Annotated in this window: 18 protein-coding genes and 1 pseudogene; 9 read left to right on the top strand and 10 right to left on the bottom strand. The window is 73.3% G+C overall.

Annotation, left to right across the window (positions count from 1 at the left end; translation table 11 throughout):
* Positions 1–25: 25 nt before the first annotated feature.
* Entirely contained in the window at positions 26–550 is a 525-nt protein-coding gene (locus HAV39_RS32840) for a DinB family protein (RefSeq protein ID WP_191843063.1), read from the bottom strand.
* 68 nt (positions 551–618) lie between these two features.
* Between HAV39_RS32840 and HAV39_RS32835 the strand changes: the two genes are divergently transcribed.
* Complete coding sequence (locus HAV39_RS32835) at positions 619–1080, top strand: GNAT family N-acetyltransferase (protein WP_191843062.1); 462 nt, start codon at positions 619–621, stop codon at positions 1078–1080.
* Here the strand turns inward: HAV39_RS32835 and HAV39_RS32830 are convergent.
* On the bottom strand, positions 1037–1624 hold the full coding sequence (locus tag HAV39_RS32830; RefSeq protein WP_191843061.1) for a histidine phosphatase family protein: 588 nt from the start codon (positions 1622–1624) through the stop codon (positions 1037–1039). The two genes, HAV39_RS32835 and HAV39_RS32830, sit on opposite strands and share 44 nt — an antisense overlap.
* A 75-nt stretch (positions 1625–1699) precedes the next feature.
* Between HAV39_RS32830 and HAV39_RS32825 the strand changes: the two genes are divergently transcribed.
* The gene (locus HAV39_RS32825; RefSeq protein WP_239120670.1) at positions 1700–1909 is read left to right on the top strand and encodes a DUF1918 domain-containing protein; all 210 of its coding nucleotides are present in this window, start codon (positions 1700–1702) and stop codon (positions 1907–1909) included.
* Between the two features lie 105 nt (positions 1910–2014).
* Here HAV39_RS32825 and HAV39_RS32820 read toward each other — a convergent pair whose 3' ends face one another.
* The 3 genes from HAV39_RS32820 to HAV39_RS32810 are packed head-to-tail and all read right to left on the bottom strand — an operon-like array spanning position 2015 to position 4009.
* Positions 2015–2773 (bottom strand): MerR family transcriptional regulator, encoded by a 759-nt coding sequence (locus HAV39_RS32820; protein WP_191843060.1) that lies wholly within the window; start codon positions 2771–2773, stop codon positions 2015–2017.
* A 49-nt stretch (positions 2774–2822) separates the two neighbouring features.
* On the bottom strand, positions 2823–3695 hold the full coding sequence (locus tag HAV39_RS32815) for a hypothetical protein (protein ID WP_191843059.1): 873 nt from the start codon (positions 3693–3695) through the stop codon (positions 2823–2825).
* On the bottom strand, positions 3695–4009 hold the full coding sequence (locus HAV39_RS32810) for a PadR family transcriptional regulator (protein ID WP_191843058.1): 315 nt from the start codon (positions 4007–4009) through the stop codon (positions 3695–3697). The genes HAV39_RS32815 and HAV39_RS32810 overlap by 1 nt, the downstream gene beginning before the upstream one ends.
* Positions 4010–4118: 109 nt before the next feature.
* Here HAV39_RS32810 and HAV39_RS32805 point away from each other — a divergent pair, with 109 nt between their 5' ends.
* The 6 genes and pseudogenes from HAV39_RS32805 (at position 4119) to HAV39_RS32785 (ending at position 8925) form a co-directional block, all read left to right on the top strand.
* Positions 4119–5267 carry an MFS transporter gene (locus HAV39_RS32805; protein ID WP_191843057.1) on the top strand — a complete coding sequence of 383 codons (1149 nt, stop codon included), beginning with the start codon at positions 4119–4121 and terminating at the stop codon, positions 5265–5267.
* A 55-nt stretch (positions 5268–5322) separates the two neighbouring features.
* Positions 5323–5739: pseudogene (locus tag HAV39_RS43015) on the top strand (ASCH domain-containing protein); the annotation flags it as partial.
* Positions 5725–6420 (top strand): maleylpyruvate isomerase N-terminal domain-containing protein, encoded by a 696-nt coding sequence (locus HAV39_RS43010; protein WP_239120677.1) that lies wholly within the window; start codon positions 5725–5727, stop codon positions 6418–6420. The pseudogene HAV39_RS43015 and the gene HAV39_RS43010, both read left to right, overlap by 15 nt.
* A gap of 1 nt (position 6421) precedes the next feature.
* On the top strand, positions 6422–7684 hold the full coding sequence (locus HAV39_RS32795; RefSeq protein WP_191843055.1) for a flavin monoamine oxidase family protein: 1263 nt from the start codon (positions 6422–6424) through the stop codon (positions 7682–7684).
* 70 nt (positions 7685–7754) lie between these two features.
* Positions 7755–8438 (top strand): formylglycine-generating enzyme family protein, encoded by a 684-nt coding sequence (locus HAV39_RS32790; RefSeq protein WP_239120671.1) that lies wholly within the window; start codon positions 7755–7757, stop codon positions 8436–8438.
* 58 nt (positions 8439–8496) lie between these two features.
* Entirely contained in the window at positions 8497–8925 is a 429-nt protein-coding gene (locus HAV39_RS32785) for a helix-turn-helix domain-containing protein (RefSeq protein WP_191843054.1), read from the top strand.
* A 5-nt stretch (positions 8926–8930) separates the two neighbouring features.
* Here the strand turns inward: HAV39_RS32785 and HAV39_RS32780 are convergent, their stop codons facing one another.
* Both HAV39_RS32780 and HAV39_RS32775 read right to left on the bottom strand, forming a co-directional pair.
* A complete protein-coding gene (locus tag HAV39_RS32780) occupies positions 8931–9890 on the bottom strand; it encodes an XRE family transcriptional regulator (protein ID WP_191843053.1) in 960 nt (319 codons plus the stop codon).
* A gap of 12 nt (positions 9891–9902) precedes the next feature.
* Positions 9903–11393 carry a peptide MFS transporter gene (locus tag HAV39_RS32775; RefSeq protein WP_191843052.1) on the bottom strand — a complete coding sequence of 497 codons (1491 nt, stop codon included), beginning with the start codon at positions 11391–11393 and terminating at the stop codon, positions 9903–9905.
* A 183-nt stretch (positions 11394–11576) separates the two neighbouring features.
* On the opposite strand from HAV39_RS32775, the gene HAV39_RS32770 reads away from it, so the two are divergent.
* Positions 11577–11915 carry an RNA polymerase-binding protein RbpA gene (locus HAV39_RS32770; RefSeq protein WP_191843051.1) on the top strand — a complete coding sequence of 113 codons (339 nt, stop codon included), beginning with the start codon at positions 11577–11579 and terminating at the stop codon, positions 11913–11915.
* Between the two features lie 52 nt (positions 11916–11967).
* Here the strand turns inward: HAV39_RS32770 and HAV39_RS32765 are convergent, their stop codons facing one another.
* From HAV39_RS32765 to lnt, 3 genes are read right to left on the bottom strand one after another with little or no spacing between them, the layout of a single operon-like run.
* On the bottom strand, positions 11968–12483 hold the full coding sequence (locus HAV39_RS32765; RefSeq protein ID WP_191843050.1) for an FxsA family protein: 516 nt from the start codon (positions 12481–12483) through the stop codon (positions 11968–11970).
* 34 nt (positions 12484–12517) lie between these two features.
* Complete coding sequence (locus HAV39_RS32760) at positions 12518–13303, bottom strand: polyprenol monophosphomannose synthase (protein WP_239120672.1); 786 nt, start codon at positions 13301–13303, stop codon at positions 12518–12520.
* A gap of 14 nt (positions 13304–13317) precedes the next feature.
* Positions 13318–14973 carry an apolipoprotein N-acyltransferase gene (gene lnt / locus HAV39_RS32755; protein ID WP_373311800.1) on the bottom strand — a complete coding sequence of 552 codons (1656 nt, stop codon included), beginning with the start codon at positions 14971–14973 and terminating at the stop codon, positions 13318–13320.
* Positions 14974–15157 lie beyond the last annotated feature (184 nt).

Raw genomic sequence — 15157 nt, 5'->3', positions numbered from 1 at the left:
CCGAGCCTAGCGGGCCGGTGCGGGCTCACTCGCCGGTGACGCCGTCGACGGCCTCGCGGATCACGTCGGCGTGGCCGTTGTGGCGGGCGTACTCCTCGATCATGTGCAGGTACACCCAGCGCAGCGACATGGTCTCCTGGAGCCGCTCGTGCACGAACGTGTCGTCCAGCGACACCCCGGCGACGGCGTCACGGCAGGCCTGCTGCTCGGCGGCCAGCGCCGCAAGGTCGGCCTCCGCGCCCGCCGGGTCGGCCAGGTCGAACGAGGCCCCGGGGCGGCCGTCGGGGTGGCTGTACAGCGACGGCACCGCCTCGCCGCGGACCCGGCGGCGGAACCAGGTGCGCTCCACGTCGGCCAGGTGCCGGACCAGGCCGAGCAGGGTCAGCGTCGACGGCGGCGCGGACGCCTGCGCGAGCTGCCGCCCGGTGAGCCCGGCGCACTTGTGCAGCAGGGTGGCCCGGTGCCGGTCCAGGTAGCCCTCCAGCAGGGTGCGCTCGTCGGCGACGTACGGCTCGTCGGTGCGGGTGATCGGCGGGGCGGTCCAAGTCATGTGACGCATGATGCCTGTTTCGTCCCCGCTCCGCATGGTCGGGGTGCCGCCGGTACGCTCCGGAACTTGTGATCGAGACCGAGCGGCTCGTGCTGCGCCCCTACACCCCCATCCTGGCGGCGCGGATCGCCGACGGCGCGCCGCGCGACCCGCGCTGGGCCGACGACTACCCGTTCGACGGCGACCAGACCGCGGCCCGGATGTACCTGCAGGCGGGCGCGCCCACCGGGCCGTGGGTGCCGTACACGGTCGAGGTGCGCGCGAGCGGCCTGGTCGTGGGCGGGGTCGGCTTCCACGGCGCGCCCGACGCCTCGGGCACGGTCGAGATCGGGTACGGCCTGGCCGAGTCCGCGCGCGGGCACGGTTACGCCGCGGAGGCCGCGTCGGCGCTGGTCGCACTGGCGCAGCGGCTGGGCGCGCGGCAGGTCGTCGCGACGCTGGAGTACGACAACAAGCCCAGCGCGAACGTGCTGCGCCGGGCCGGTTTCATGGAGCAGAGCCCGCTGCGCTGGGTCCGGACGGCGGCCTGACCCAGGCTGCGGGCAGCGCGTACGCCCAGCCGGGCTGCCACGTGAACGGCGCGGTCACCTGCGCGGCCAGGTCCGCACCCGCCAGCAGCACGGCGAGGGCATACCGGTTGGCGGCGTGCGCCACCAGCAGGACACGCCGCCCGTCCTGCGTCGCGGCCAGTTCCTCCAGCAGGTGCGCGGTGCGCGCCAAGACCTGGCGGTAGGACTCCCCGCCGGGGAACGGCACGTCCACCCGGCCCGGGCGTTCGGCCTCCAGCCGGCTCACGGGCATCCCGTTGAGCTCCCCATAGTTGATCTCCCGTAGTCGCGGGTCGGTGCGGTGCTCGATGCCGGCGCCGCCGAACGCGATCCGCGCGGTCTGCACGGCGCGCCGCAGGTCCGAGCTGACGACCAGGTCGATGCGCTCGCCGCGGCGGCGTTCGCCCAGCTCGGCGGCCCTGCGCAGGCCGGTCGGCGAGAGCTCCCCGGGCAGCCACCCGGTCGCGAACCCGGCCTCGTTGTCCAGCGTCGGCGAGTGCGTCTCGTACACCAGGGACACGGTCATGGCGGGGAGTCTGGCACAGCCGGACCGGTGCCGTGGTTGCGTGAAACGTGCATCTGACCCCGTTTCGTCCGGACAATGGACGAGGAGGTGGAGGCCATGAAGGCAAAGGTCGGCGACACCATCGTCGTCGAGGGCACGCACGTCGGGGACCACCGCAGGATCGGGGTGATCACCGCGGTGCCGCACGAGGACGGCAGCCCGCCGTACACGGTCCGCTGGGAGGACGACCAGCACGAGGGCATCCTCTACCCGGGCCCCGACACGCACATCAAGACCGGGAACTGACCCGCCAAGATCGCGACGATCTTGCGTGAACCGTTGACGATTCGCCCCTTGAGGGCGTGTCGTACCCACAGTTCGCGCAAGATCGTCGCGATCTTCGGGTGAGGGTTAGGTGCGGGTTACGGCGTTGGCGTGGATCGCGTCGTGGAGGTACTGGGTCATGCCGGGTTTGATGGCCTCGTAGGTGGCGGTGAAGCGGTCGTCGGCGAGGTACATGTCGGCCAGGCCGGTGTGGATCTCGTAGCTGCACTCGTAGAACCAGCGGCTGATGAGCTGGCGATGCTCCTCGGCCAGGTCCATCGCCTCGGGGCTCTCGGCGGGGGCGCCGGAGTCCATCAGGGCGGTGAAGCGGCGGCCCCAGTCCTCGTTCTCCTGCTTGTTGCGCAGCCAGTCGTCCTTGGTGTAGCGGGCGGTGCGGCGACTGGACTCCTGGTAGGCGTCCGTGCCGCCCCAGCGCTGCTCCACCTCCTCGGTGTGGTCGTCGGGGTTGAAGTCGCCGAACACCTCGAAGCGCTCCTCGGGGGTGAGGTTGACTCCCACTTTCTTCGCCTCCATCGCGAACTCGATCGCGGTGACCATCTCCTGCATGCGCTTGATGCGCCCGGTCAGCAGCTCGTGCTGGCGGCGCAGGTGCGCCGTCGCGTCGGACTGCGGATCGTCGAGGATGGCCGCGATCTCTTCCAGCGAGAACTCCAGCTGCCGGTAGTACAGGATCTGCTGCAGCCGCTCCAGGTCGTCCTCGACGTACCGGCGGTAGCCGGTGGCCGAGCGCTCGCTGGGCGACAGCAGGCCGATCTCGTCGTAGTGGTGCAGCGTCCGCACGGTCACGCCGGCGAGTTCGGCGACCTTGCCCACGGTGTAAGCCACGGTTCTCTCCTTTCCGAGAACCAGGTTCCGGTCTCCCGTTACGTGAGAGTCAAGCCGATGGCGCGACCGTTCGCGGCCGGGACGCGGTGACGGCCACCACCGCGAGCACGAACACGGTGCACAGGGTCAGCATCTGCGGCAGCAGCTTGATCACGTCTTCGAGCTGCCGGTAGGCGTCGTCGACCAGGCCCGGATCCCAGCCGCTGACGCTGGAGGCCCACCACAGCGGCGCGAACCGCCGCGGGGCGCGCTCGGCGGGCAGCGCGGCCAGCACGTACACCGCGGTCGCGGCCGCCGGCAGCAACAAGCCGCCGACCACCCCGACGAGCCTGGCGGCGACGGTCCGGCCGTTGCCCAGCAGGCCCCGCAGCGTGTACCCGAGCAGCGCGGCCCCCGCGGTCCAGCTCGCGATCGCGGCCAGCGATGCGGGGGTCTGCTCGCCCATCACCTGGCCGAAACCCGGCACGACGGCGATGGCGGCCACGCCGAGCCCCAGCGCCACGGGCACGGCGAACACCGCGGCGGGAATCGGCCGGACCCGCGCCGCCCATCGCCCGAAAAACCACGCGGGTGGGACGGACAGCACCACCGCCGTCACGTACATGTGGTTGCCGAACTCGTACAGGTTCCCCGCGCTGGCCAGCACACCCATGGTCGAGATCAGGGCGAGCATCAGCAGGCCCAGCGCCAGCGGCGTGGCGATGAGCCTGAGCATGGTCCAGGCGGCGGTGCGGCCCTGCGCCACGGTCATCGTCTCCGATCGGTGGGTAAGCCGGTCGCGCAGCGCGCACCAGGCGGTGTCGACCAGGTCCCGGGCGGGTGTGGGGCTGGCGTGCAGCAGCTCGGCGATCTCGTCGCCGTAGCGCTCGCGGACCGTCGCCGGGTAAAGGGCGAGCACCGCGCGGATGAGCGGGGCGCGCATCAGGCGACCGCCAGCCGGCGCAGCCCGGTCGCGGCCAGCGAGCGCATGCGCTGCAGCTCGGCGTTGAGCGCGGCCCGCCCGGCGTCGGTCAGCCGGTATGGCTTGCGCCGGTCCTGTTCGGGCAGGGCCTCGATGTAGCCGTGCTCCTCCAGGCGCCGGATCGCGCCGTAGAGGGTGCCGGGGCCCGGGCGGGAGCCGGTGAGCTCGCCGATGTCGTCCTGCATGGCGTAGCCGTGCTTGGGCCCGGGGGCCAGGCTGATCAGGATGTGCAGCGCGGGTTCGGAGAACCTGCCGAGGTCGGCGAGACCGCCCATGACGACTCCTCTACTACGTCCCGCGTAGCATCGCACGGCGTAGTAGCGGGGTCAACGGGCGACGAGGATCACGTATCGGGGCCGGCGGCCGCCCGTTTACCGTCAGCCGATGGGGGCGAACCGCTGGCTGATGCTCGGGCTGGGCATGCTCGCCCAGGGCGCCTGCTACCTGCCGACCGGCGCGCTGATCCTGCTGGTGCCGGCGTTGCGGGCGCAGGGCTTCGGGCTCGGCGACGTGGGGCTGCTGCTGGGCGCGCCGAGCGCGGGCATGGTGCTGGCGCTGATCGCCTGGGGCTGGTGCGCCGACCGCTACGGCGAGCGCCTGACCATGACCGTCGGGCTGACCTGCGCGACGCTGTCGCTGACCGCGGCGGCGTACGCCACCGGCCTGGCGGCGCTCGGCGTGACGCTGACCCTGGTCGGGGCAGCGTGCGCGGCCGGCAACGCGGCCAGCGGCCGGGTGGTGCTCGGCTGGTTCCCGCCGCGGCGGCGCGGGTTCGCGATGGGGCTGCGCCAGACCGCGCTGCCGATCTCCGGCGCGCTGGCCGGGCTGGGCACACCACTGGTGGTGCAGGCGTACGGGGTGCGCGGGGTGCTGCTGGCGTGCGCCGCGGTGTGTCTGGTGTCGACGCTGGCCGTGGGCCTGTTCGTGGTCGACCCGCCCCGGCCGGGGCAGGCGGCGGTGGCCGCGGCGGGTTCGCCGTACCGGACGGCGGGCCTGTGGCGCATCCACGGGGCGAGCCTGCTGCTGGTCGTCCCGCAGTTCACCACCAGCGTCTTCGCGGTGGCGTACCTGGTGGGCGAGCGCGGCTGGTCGGAGATCGCGGCCGGGCAGGCGGCGGCGGTGGCGTACCTGCTGGGCGGTGCGGGCAGGCTGGCGTGCGGCCGGTGGTCGGACGTGGTCGCCAGCCGGCTGCGCCCGATGCGGCAGCTGGCCGTGGTCAACGCGGCGGTGGTGCTGCTGGTCGCCGCGGCGACGCAGGCCGGGTCGGGCCTGACCGCACCGCTGCTGGTGCTGGCGGTAGCGGTGTCGATGAGCGGCAACGGCCTGTCCTACACCGCGGTGGCCGAACACGCCGGGCCGGTCTGGGCCGGGCGGGCCCTGGGCACGCAGAACACCGTTCAGAACGTCGGCGCGGCGCTCACCCCGGCCGTGCTGGGCCTGCTCATCGCCCCGGTCGGCTACGGCGCCGCGTTCGCCCTCGCGGGCGCGCTGGCCCTGCTCGCCGCGCCGCTCACCCCCGCCGAGCCCGGCTGACCCGGCGGCCGGGATCGCCCGGAAACCGGCTCGACGCCGGATCTAGGCTGGCGACGTGGTCTACGACTCGCTGAGCGATTACGAACTGGGGTTCCCGGGGCCGTTGCGGGACAAGCTGGTGGCCGCGGTGCTGGACGGGAGCAAGACCTCCTCGACGGGGCTGGTGATCGGATACGAGCACGACAGCGAGCCGCTGCCCGAGCCTGGCCAGCGGTCCACGCTGATCGACTCCGACGGGCAGCCGCTGGCGATCCTCGAGGTCACCGAGGTGCGGCAGGTGCCGCTCGGCGAGATCGACCTCGCGCACGCGATCGACGAGGGCGAGGGCTACTCGTCCGTCGCGGACTGGCGTGCGGGGCACGAGAGCTTCTGGCACTCCGACGAGATGCGCGGCTACCTGGGGCAGCCGGACTTCACCGTGGACGACGGCACGGTCACGGTCGCCGAGCGGTTCCGGGTGGCGTCACTGATCCCGGACGCGACCACGGTCGGCGTCGCGATCGCCGCGGAGTCGGCCGCGCTGGCCACGGCGCTGCGCGCCGCCCCGCCCGCGGACCTGGACCGGCCCACCTGCTGCCCGCCGTGGACGGTGCGCGGCGAGTTCGCGCACGCCGCGATCGCGCTGTCGCGCACCCTGGCGATGCTCGACGCGCCGCCGCCGCCGGGCCCGCCGGTCGACACGGCGCGCTACTACTCCCCCGACGAGCGTTTCAGCCCGCCGGCCGACCGCGAACGGGTCGACTCCGCGCAGGACTTCGCCGACCAGCGCACGCCGGCGGCGCTGATCGGCTGGTTCGAGGAGCAGGCCGCGCAGGTGGTGGCGCGGGTCTCCGGCACGCCGGGGTCCCGGCTGGTCACCACCCGCCACGGCGACCCGATGCGGCTCACCGACTTCCAGGTCACCCGGGTCGTCGAGCTGGCCGTGCACGGCCTGGACCTGGCCGACGCCCTCGGCGTCGCGCCGTGGCTGACCCCGCGGGCCGCCGGGATCGTCGAGGGCCTGCTGTTCGGGCTTTCCGCGCCGCGCGCGGCCCGGGAGCTGGGCGTGGACCGGGCCGGGCTGCTGCGTCGCGCCACCGGCCGGGTGGCGGTGTCCGACGCCGAGCGCGCCCGGTTGCGGGAACTTGGCATCACCTGGCTGACGCTGGGCTGAGATGCGCCATCCGCGGCCGGTCGCGTGGGCGGTGTCGCGGTGGTGCGCCGACCCTTGGTCCCGTGGCGCGTGGACGGGTCTGCTCGTCGGCGGCACGGGCGCCGACCGGGCCCGGCTGGCCGAGCCGGTGTCGGACCGGCTGGTGCTGGCCGGGGAGGGCGTGCACCCGACCCGCCCGGCGATGGTGCACGGCGCGTACGAGTCCGGCCTGACCGCGGCCGGGCACCTGCTGGCCGCCGGCCGGCCCGGCGAGCGGATCGCGGTCGTCGGCGCGGGCGTGGCGGGCTTGGCCGCCGCTCGGGAACTGCACCGCCACGGCCGCCGGGTGCGGGTCCTGGAGGCGCGGGGCCGCCTCGGCGGGCGGGTGCGCTCGGTCGACCTGGGCGGCGTCACCGCGGACCTGGGCGCGGCCTGGCTGCAGCAGTATCCCGACAACAGCCTCGCGGCGCTGGCCCGCGCGTGCGGGCTGCCCGCCGTCGCGACGGACTTCACGGACCCGCTGACGCTGTCGGCGCACGGCCCGGTGGCGGGTGTGCCGGCGGCGCTGGACACGCTGGCCCGCACCGCGCACGAGCTGACCGCCGCGGCCGACCGGCCCGTGGCGGAGGTGATCGCCGCCCACGCCGCCGGACTGGACACCGCGTCCCGGCGCACCCTGGCGTACGCCGTCGCGGCGGGGGTGACCCCGGAGTCCGGGCTGGACTTCGGGCTGGCCTCGGCCCGGGGCGCGTTCGGCGAGCCCGGCATCGGCGAGGGCGACCGCTGGCTGCCGGACGGCCTCGGCACGCTCGTGGCGCACCTGGCGGCCGGGCTGGAGGTCGCCCTCGACCGGCCGGTGGCGCAGGTCCGGCCCGGCGCGGACGGCGTGAACCTGGCCGGTTCCTGGGGCGCGCTGCGCGCCGACCGGGTGGTGCTGGCGGTGCCCCTGGCCGTGCTGCCGGAGCTGGCGGTGGACCTGCCGGACGGGCACCGGGCGGCGCTGGCCCGGATCGGCACCGGCCGGGCGGAGAAGGTGCTGCTGCGCTATCCGGAGCGGTTCTGGCCGTTCTCCCCCGGTGGCTGCCTGTGGTGGGGCGAGGACGCCGACACCTGGTGCGAGTGGGCGGACCTGACCGACGGCCTCGGGCAGCCGGTGCTCGCGCTGCTGGCCGCCGGCGACGCCGCTACCTCGTTGCACTCACCCGCCCGCACGGACGCCGAGATCGCGGTCAGGGCACACGCCACCGTCGTGCGGATGGCCGCAAGCTTCCCCAAACTTCCCTGACGTCGCTGCATTGGGCCCTGATAGGGAGTGCTAGCCTGCAACCCGGTCACCGATCAGGGAGGGATGCGGAATGTTACGGGAAGCAACGGCGCTGTCGGCGCTTGTCGGCGACATGATCGAGATCCCGGCCGGGCACGTCGAGCTGCGCGACGAGGGCACCCGGCGGACCTGGCGCGTCGACGTCGCGCCGTTCCTGCTGGCGGCGTACCCGGTGACGCGCGAGCTGCACGAGGCGCTGCGCGGCGGGGTCGCCACATCGCCGCGGGTGCCGGTGACCGACGTGTCGTGGCTGGAGGCGGTCCGGTTCTGCAACGCGCTGTCGACGGCGACCGGCCGCGCGCCGTGCTACACCCTCGGCGACGACCCCGACGGCCGCGACGTGACCTGCGACCCGGACGCGGGCGGCTTCCGGCTGCCGACGGAGGCCGAGTGGGAGTACGCCTGCCGCGCCGGGACGACCGGCGAACGCTACGGCGACCTCGACGCGACCGCCTGGCACCGGGCCAATTCCGGCGGCGCGGCCCGTGACGTCGCGACCAGGGCGCCGAACGCGTGGGGCCTGCACGACATGATCGGCAACGTGTGGGAGTGGTGCTGGGACGTCTACGACCCGCGCGTCTACGGCCCGTACCGCGTGTTCCGCGGCGGCGGCTGGCAGGACCTGCCGCGCGCGCTGCGGGCGTCGTGCCGCCGGCGCAGCCATCCCGCGTTCCACATCGACGACCTCGGCTTCCGCCTCGCCCGCTCGGGCTGAGCGGTTCGACCCCGCCGCCCTTCGCCGGGCGGACCCGTACTCACCCTGGAGAAAGCCGATGTCGGAGCTGTACTCGGTCGAGCAGGTCGCCGAACGCCTCGGGCTGCACGTCAAGACGGTGCGCAACTACGTGCGCGAGGGCCGGCTCAACGCGGTGCGAATCGGCAAGCAGTACCGGATCAGCGCCGACGACCTGGCCGCGCTGACCGGCGGCCCGGTGCCCGCGCCCCCGCGCGAGCCGGCACGCCGCAGCCGCCACGTCGAGGTGTCCGCGGTGGTGTCCGTCGACGCGATCTCCCGCGCGGACGCCGACCGGCTGACGACCCTGCTCACCGCCGCGGCCGGCGGGCACCGTGACGACGACGGGCCGCTGCGGGTGCAGAGCGTCTACGACGAACAGCGGGCCCGGCTGCGCCTCATGCTGCTCGGCGGGGCCGCCTCCACCGCCGAACTGCTGCGGCTGGCCGACGCGTTCCTGGAGTCCTGACCGGGTCAGCTGGACAGCGCGGACGCGGGGCGCTGGGCGAACCATTCGATCTGCTCACGCAGGTCGCGGGCTTCGGGCACGTCGACGAAGCGGGAGTGGCGCAGCGCGTCGCCGACCCGGGCCATCCCTGCCATCACCTCGGCGGTGCGCCGGGGCAGGTCCAGGCGCAGCACCGGGCCGAGCGCGTCGCGGGCCGCGGTGGCGTCCCCGGCGCGCACCCGGATCAGCGCCAGCACGCAGCGGGCGCCCGCCTCGTCGCCGAAGGAGCGCTGCTCTGGCGGTGCGGCGGCATACAGGGCGATCGACCGGGTGGCCTCGTGGACCGCCCGGTCGGCCTGCTCCGGCAGGCACGCGTACGTGTCGGCGGCGTAGTGGTGCTGGCGGGCCGGGGTGAACAGGAAGATCCCGCCGAGCGCGTCGAGGTCGTCGTGGACGTGGTGCTCGCGCAGGTCCTCCGCGCGGGCCAGGGCCAGCCGGGCGGGCTCGGCCGCGCCGAGCCGGGCCAGCGCGCGGGCCAGGCCGCAGGCCAGCCACGAGGCGACCGACCCGGTCTGCTCGACGGCGATGCGCGCGCCGCAGTCGGCGAACGCGGCCGCCTCCTGGGGCCGGCCCCCGGAGTACGCCAGCAGGCTCTGCAGCCCGCGGCTCCACGCCCGCAGCCCGCCGTGGCCGGCGTTGTCGGCGCACACGTACGCCATCCGGGCCAGCGACATGGCCTGGTGCTCGCGGTCGAGGTCGTGGTGGGCCTTGGCCAGCATCCCGGACACGAGCCCGGCCAGCAGGTACAGCTCGTGCAGGTGCTCGGGGACCGGGTCGTTCTCCAGCCGGCTGAAGACGCGTTCCTGGGTCTCCAGCAGCGGCCCGAACAGCTCGGTCACCGGGTCGCACAGGCAGCGCCGGGCCAGCGCGGTCACCTCGTCGCGCAGCTGTTCGACGGTGATCGTCGCGGCAGTGGTGGTGGTCATCGGTGTCGCCTCTCAGTGCACGCCGGACATCAGTTCGCCGATCCGGCGGGCGCCGAACCAGAAGCAGACGCCGACGATGACCGCCAGCGCGCCCAGCAGGCCGTAGTACGCGGCGTCGGACAGTTTGGCGTTCAGCGGGGTGACCCAGGTGTTGAGCGCGTTGCCGGCCGCGGTGGCCAGGAACCACAGGCCCATCACCTGGCTGGCGTAGCGCAGCGGGGCGAGCTTGGTCGTGACGGACAGGCCGACCGGCGACAGCAGCAGCTCGGCGCAGGTCTGGATGAGATACACCAGCACGATCCACCACGGCGAGATCAGCCCGCGCGCGGCCATCGCCCCGGCGGTGCCCATCACCAGGAACGACAGGCCGATGCCGAGCAGGGCCAGGGAGAACTTGACCGGGGTGCCGGGCTGGCGGCGGTCCAGCCTGGTCCACATCCACGCGAACACGGGCGCGAGCAGCAGGATCAGCACCGGGTTGACCGACTGGAACCAGGCCGTCGGGATCTCGAAGCTGCCGACCTGCCGGTCGACCTTCTCGTCGGTGAACAGGTTGACCAGGCTGCCAGCCTGGTCGTAGATCATCCAGAACAGCGCCGCGCCGATGAAGATCCACACGTAGGCGCTGACCCGGGAGCGTTCCTGGTGGGTCAGGGTCCGGTCGCGGAACATCATGACGAAGTACAGGGCGGGCACGACCAGGGCCAGGATCGTGAGCGCGTTCTTGACGTGGTCGGCGTTGAACGTGCCCGCCGCGATGTCGATCGCCAGCAGCACCACCACGACGGCCACCACGATCGCCGAGATCTTCAGGATCTTGTTGCGTTCGTGGGTCTGCAGCGGCTTGTGCGCCTTGAGGCCGACGCCCTCCAGCCGCCGGTAGCCCACCAGGTACTGGATCACGGCGATGGTCATGCCGACCGCCGCGATGCCGAACGCCACGTGCCAGTCGTTGCGAGCGGCGAAGATGCCGGTCAGCAGCGGGGCGAAGAACGCGCCGAGGTTGATGCCCAGGTAGAACAGCGTGAACCCGGCGTCGCGGCGGGACTCGTGCATCTCGGGGTGCTTGTCGTAGAGCTCGCCGACCATGGCGGAGATGTTGGGTTTGAGCAGTCCGGTGCCGAGCACGATGAGCACGAGGCCGAGGTAGAACATGGACCTGGCGGAGAAGGCGAGCGAGTAGTGGCCCAGCGCGATGATGATGCCGCCCCACAGCACGCTGCGGCGGGTGCCGAGGATCCGGTCGGCGATCCAGCCGCCGGGCAGGGCGGTGAAGTAGACCATCGAGACGTAGATGGAATACAGCGAGGCGGCGGCGACGTCTTCCATGCCGAAGCCGCCGTCGGTCAGCTCCGCGGCCAGGAACAGGGTGAGGATGGCCCGCATGCCGTAGTAGCTGAACCGCTCCCACATCTCGGTGAGGAACAGCACGACCAGGCCGCCGGGGTGGCCGAGCCAGGTCTTGACCGGTTTGCCCGATGCCGGCACCGCCGTGGTGGCCATCGCGTTACCCCCGGATGTGATGTACCCCGCAAAACAGGTCCAATCGGACGATATCGCGCCGCTACGGCACACATGAGGCGCTCTCCGGAATCGGCGACACGGCGGCGTGGGTCACCCGGGGGAATCGTCGGAGCCCTCAGGTCGTTGCATCACCCGGAAGCCATACGACTGTGAGGAGCTGACATGGGCGATCGGATGTTGCGGGGAAGCCGCCTGGGGGCCGTCAGCTACGAGTCCGAGCGCAACACCGAACTCGCGCCGCGTCAGATGCGCGAGTTCCTGTGCGCCCAGGGCCACCGCTTCGAGGTGCCGTTCGCGGTCGAGGCCGAAGTGCCCGCGACCTGGGAATGCAAGTTCGACGGGAGCGTGGCACGCCTGGTCGACGGCACCCAGCCGGAGCAGAAGAAGGTCAAGCCCCCGCGTACGCACTGGGACATGCTGCTGGAGCGCCGGTCGATGACCGAGCTTGACGACATCCTCAACGAGCGCCTGGCCGACGTGCGGACCCGACGCGGCCGCTGAGCACACGCGAAAGGCGCCCACCCCGGTTCCCGGGGCGGGCGCCTTCGTGCTGTCAGTCGACGATCTCGCCTTCGATGACCTCGGTCGGCCCGGGTCGCCCCGCCGCCGGCGGCGGGGCCGGGTGGGGCTGGTGGTGCGGGTCGTGCGGGGTGCTGACCCGGACCCTCCTGGGCCCGAACACGCTGTTGGCCGCCGACGCCGGGATGCGCTTCTCGGTCGCGGCGCGCACCCGCCCCCGGGCGAGGCGGCGCACCGGCGGGATCAGCAGCAGCAGCCCGACGGCCGCGGTCAGCAGCCCGGGAATGATCAGCAGCAGTGCCGCGATCAGCCCGACCACGCCGTCGACGGCCTGATCGCCGCGGGCCTGCCCGGCCAGTCGCGCCTCCCGCAGCCGCCGCCAGGCCGACAGTCCCTCCTTGCGCAGCAGGAACGCCCCGAGCAGCATCAGGCCGATCGCCAGCAGCAGCGTCGCGCCGATGCCGATCAGGCGGCTGACGCCCCAGAAGACGGCGAACTCCACCACACCCAGGCCCAGCACGGCCAGCGGCACCCATCGCAGCTTGCGCATCCGGTCACCTCCAGCCGGTCGGGCCGGCACGGGATCACGGCCAGCGGTCACTCGGCTTGAACATACGCCGCACGCGCTCGCGGCGGGACTGCGCACCCCACACCGTGACCTTCCACAGCGCCTCCTTGATGATGGAGCCGCTCATCTTGGACACGCCGTGCTCGCGCTCGGCGAAGGTGATCGGCACCTCGGCGATGCGGAAGCCGTGCCGGTGGGTGCGGTAGGTCAGCTCGACCTGGAAACTGTAGCCGCGCGAGGTCACCGTCTCCACGTCGATCTTGCGAAGGACGGGCAGCCGGTAGGCGCGGTAGCCGCCGGTGGCGTCCTTGACGCCCATGCCCATCACCATGCGGGTGTAGAGGTTCGCGCCCCGCGACAGGATGAGCCGGCGCACCGGCCAGTTGATGACCTTGCCGCCGCGCACCCAGCGCGAGCCGATGACCGCGTCGGCGCCGCGCAGCGCGTCGAGCAGCCGGGGCAGCTCCTCCGGGGCGTGCGAGCCGTCGGCGTCCATCTCGACGACGGCGTCGTAGCCGTGCTCGTGGGCCCAGTCGAAGCCCGCGATGTACGCCGCGCCCAGGCCCTGCTTGCCGGGCCGGTGCAGGACCTTGACGTGGTCGTCGGCGGCGGCCATCTCGTCGGCGATGGCCCCGGTGCCGTCGGGGCTGTTGTCGTCGGCGATCAGGATGTCGACCTCGGGCGTGGCCCGGCGCACCCGGGGGACGATCAACCGGACGTTCTCCGACTCGTTGTACGTCGGAATGATCACCAGTACCCGGCCTACGCCGGGATACCCGATCTCCGCCTCGTTGCCGTTCACCGGGACCTCCACGTTTATGCCGATACCGCCTGTCCAGTGTCCTCCACCGGTGCGGCGCGACGCCTGCGCGCCACGCCCGCCGCGATCAGCAGCGCGAGCGCCGCGAGCGTCAGCAGGTACTCCGGCCACGGCCCCGCGTTCGTCGCCGGCGTGGTGCCGGAGCCGAGGTGCAGGTCGCGCACGAGTACCGCAGCGGTGTTGAAACCAGATGCATCATGCACATTTCCGTCGGCAGTTACAAATCCGGACACACCGACGGTCGAGGCCATGAGGCTGTCCCGGCCGTGTTCGACGGCCCGCAGCCGCACCATCGCCATCTGCTGCATCGCCTCGGACTCGTCGAACGTGGCGTTGTTGGTCTGCACGGCGAGCAGCTGCGCGCCGGCCAGCACGGTGTCGCGGACGACGTCGTCGTAGGCGACCTCGAAGCAGATCACGTCGCCGACCTTCGCCGGTCCCATCGTCAGCACGCCGGGCGCGGTGCCCGCGACGAAGTCGGTGCGCAGCAGCTTGGCCTGGTTGGTGATCGCCTGCGCGATCGGTTCGACGATCGGGCGCAGCGGCAGGTACTCGGCGAACGGCACCGGGTGCTGCTTGAGGTACATCTGCTCGGGCTGCGCACCGGGGGCGAGGTCGGCGGGCCAGACCAGCCCGGCGTTGCGGGACTGGCCCGGCTCGGGGCCGGACAGCACCGCACCGACCAGGATCGGGGCGTTGATCGCCCGGGCGGCGGTGTTGATCGCGTCGGCGGCGCTCGGGTTGCGCAGGGGGTCTATGTCGGAGGCGTTCTCCGGCCACACCACCAGGTCGGGCTGCTTGGCCTGCCCGGTGCGGACCTGTTCGGCCAGCTCCATGGTGGCGGCGACGTGGTTGTTGAGCACGGCCTGGCGCTGGGCGTTGAAGTCCAGGCCCAGCCGTGGCACGTTGCCCTGCACGACGGCGACGGTGACGGTGGGGCCGTCCGGGGTGGTGGCGGGCAGGACCAGGCCGAGCAGGGTGACCGCCAGGGCCCCGGCGGTCGCGGCCGCGGCGCGCGTCCAGGCCCGGGCGGCGATCAGTTCGCCGAGGGCGTACGCGAGCAGCCCGCCGGCCGCCGCGACGGCGAAGGTGACCAGTGGCGCGCCGCCGTACCCGGCCAGGGCCAGGGTCGGGGCGTCGGCCTGGCTGAACGCGAGCCTGCCCCACGGGAACCCGCCGAACGGGGCCCGGTCGCGCAGCGCCTCCTGGGCGACCCACAGCAGCGCGATCGCGCTCGGCCACACCCACGGCCGCCGCCGGGCGAGCGGGCTGACCCAGGCCAGCGCCAGGCCGAGCAGGCCGAGGTAGGTGGCCTGGAACAGGGTGAGCAGGATCCACGGGGCGTAGCCGACGTGCAGGTTGGTCCAGGCCAGCAGCGGCCCGAAGAACACGGCGCCGGTGATCAGGCCGAGGCCGAACCCGGCGCGCAGCCTGCGTCCGCGTACCGCGACGGCCAGCAGCGCCACCCCGATGGGGGCGGTCCACCACAGGCCGTACAGCGGGAACGCGGCCAGCAGCGCCAGCCCGGCGGCGACCGCCAGGGCCAGGGCCACGGGCAGCCGCAGCGGCGCGCCTGCGCCAGTGGGCGCGCTGCTGGGCGCGCCGTCGGGGCCGGTTGCGCCGTCCGCCGGAGCGAGGGTCTGCACAGTCACCACGTCACCAATCTTTCGCCGCCCGGGCGCGCCTGTACGCCACCCGCGCCAAGATCGGCGGGCGGGTGCCGGTGCAAGGCTACACAGCCCACCCGCGCCCCTCACGCCTCCTTCCACCACCCTCCCCGCCCCCTGCCGGGCGTGCAGGGAGCAGGGCACGCAGTTTCGGGGAAACTGCACGTTG

It is taken from the genome of Catellatospora chokoriensis, from assembly GCF_011297315.1.
Classification (GTDB): Bacteria; Actinomycetota; Actinomycetes; order Mycobacteriales; family Micromonosporaceae; genus Catellatospora; species Catellatospora citrea.
This window is presented reverse-complemented; position numbering and strand designations above follow the sequence as displayed.